The organism is Rhodococcus sp. R1101 (genome assembly GCF_000278445.1).
Lineage (GTDB): Bacteria > Actinomycetota > Actinomycetes > Mycobacteriales > Mycobacteriaceae > Rhodococcus > Rhodococcus gordoniae.
On record NZ_AJVB01000702.1, the window covers coordinates 1 to 1,456 of the forward strand.

The 1,456-nt window shown below is 70.4% G+C and carries 2 protein-coding genes; one reads left to right on the forward strand and one right to left on the reverse strand.

The genetic code is table 11. The features are described 5' to 3' along the window. The coding region (gene mptB, locus R1101_RS0123390; RefSeq protein ID WP_016935602.1) for a polyprenol phosphomannose-dependent alpha 1,6 mannosyltransferase MptB at positions 1 to 658 on the reverse strand (658 nt) is incomplete at its 3' end. Between the two features lie 110 nt (positions 659 to 768). Here mptB and R1101_RS28420 point away from each other — a divergent pair. Continuing rightward, the coding region (locus R1101_RS28420; RefSeq protein ID WP_016935603.1) for a helix-turn-helix domain-containing protein at positions 769 to 1,456 on the forward strand (688 nt) is incomplete at its 3' end.

The window sequence follows — 1,456 nt, forward strand, 5'->3', positions numbered from 1 at the left end:
CCGAGGTGTCGCGCCAGATGTTCGGCACCGTCCGGGTCAGGACGTGGTCGACGCCCAGCGCTCCCGCCGGTCCGATCGCGTAGGGATCGAGTCCGCGTGCCGCGATCTCGCTCTGCGCGAGATAGGAGTACACGTCCTTGCTGAACATCGGTGGCGCCACGACGAGCGGGAGAATCCACAACAGCAGGGTGCGGTCGAGTTGCGACCGGGACAGTCGGCGCACGGGACCGTCCGGCGCGCTCCGGCCGATGGCGAATCGTCCGAGCAGCAGCCAGGCGAGGATCACCAGCGCCGTACCGATCATGGTCGTGGTGAGCGCGGCGCTCGGCATGCGCGCCGCCAGCCCGAGAGCTCGTACTCCCTGCACAGGGTTCTGCAGGACCGGCTGCGCCCCGGCGCCGAGCGCGCCGACCGCCATGAGCACGGCACCGGTGGCGCCGAGCAGCCGGATACGGTGCAGATACGTGTTCTCCGTCGCGTCGAGTCCGCGCCCTTCGGCCTCGTCGCCGTGCAATACGACGGAGACGTCGGCATGGGGACCGGGGGCCTCGAGCCCCAGGGCGCGTCGGACCCACGTGTGCAGGTGTTCGCGGACTCCCGATCGGCCCGACGACGGAGGAGTCGTGCGCGGGGCTGACAGGGAAGGAGTCGACTGCACGTCAGAAGCGTAACGGGAGGGTGGATGTGGTTTCCGCGGACTCCGGGATGAGGGTGTAACAAAGGGCACCCTTGGTGGACCGTGCTTCCGAATTCCGTCACACTGGTGTTGTGAAATACCCGTGCGACACCACCGACACCGCAGAACGCGCAGGTCACGTACCTGCCGCGGCGGCGTCGCACGTCGAGGACGCACGCAGGAATCCTCCGTCGACCGGTCGCGAGATCCCGGAGGGACAGACGCGCGCCGCGGTCGTGCAGCTGCTGCTCGAAGAAGGCCCGATCACCGCGCCGGAGATCGGCGACCGTCTCGGCCTGAGTGCCGCCGGTGTGCGACGCCATCTCGACGCGCTCATCGAGTCCGGCGAGGCGCAGGCCGCCGCACCTCCGCGCAGGCAGGGCCGCGGTCGCGGCCGGCCGGCACGTCGCTTCCAGCTCACCGCCGTCGGGCGCGCCCGGCTCGGCCACTCCTACGACGATCTCGCCACCGCCGCGATGCGTCATCTTCGCGAGCTCGGCGGCGACGCCGCCGTGGAGGACTTCGCGCGTCGCCGCGTGGACTCGATCCTCGGCAATGTGGCGCCCGCCGACGAGAACGTCGACGACGTCGAGAGCGTTGCCGAGGAGATCGCCGGCGCGTTCACCGCCTCCGGGTTCGCGGCCTCGACCCGGCGGGTCGGCACCGGCGTGCAGATCTGCCAGCACCACTGCCCGGTCTCGCATGTCGCCGAGCAGTTCCCCGAACTCTGCGAGGCGGAGCAGGAGGCATTCGTGCGGATCCTCGGAACCCACGTGCAAC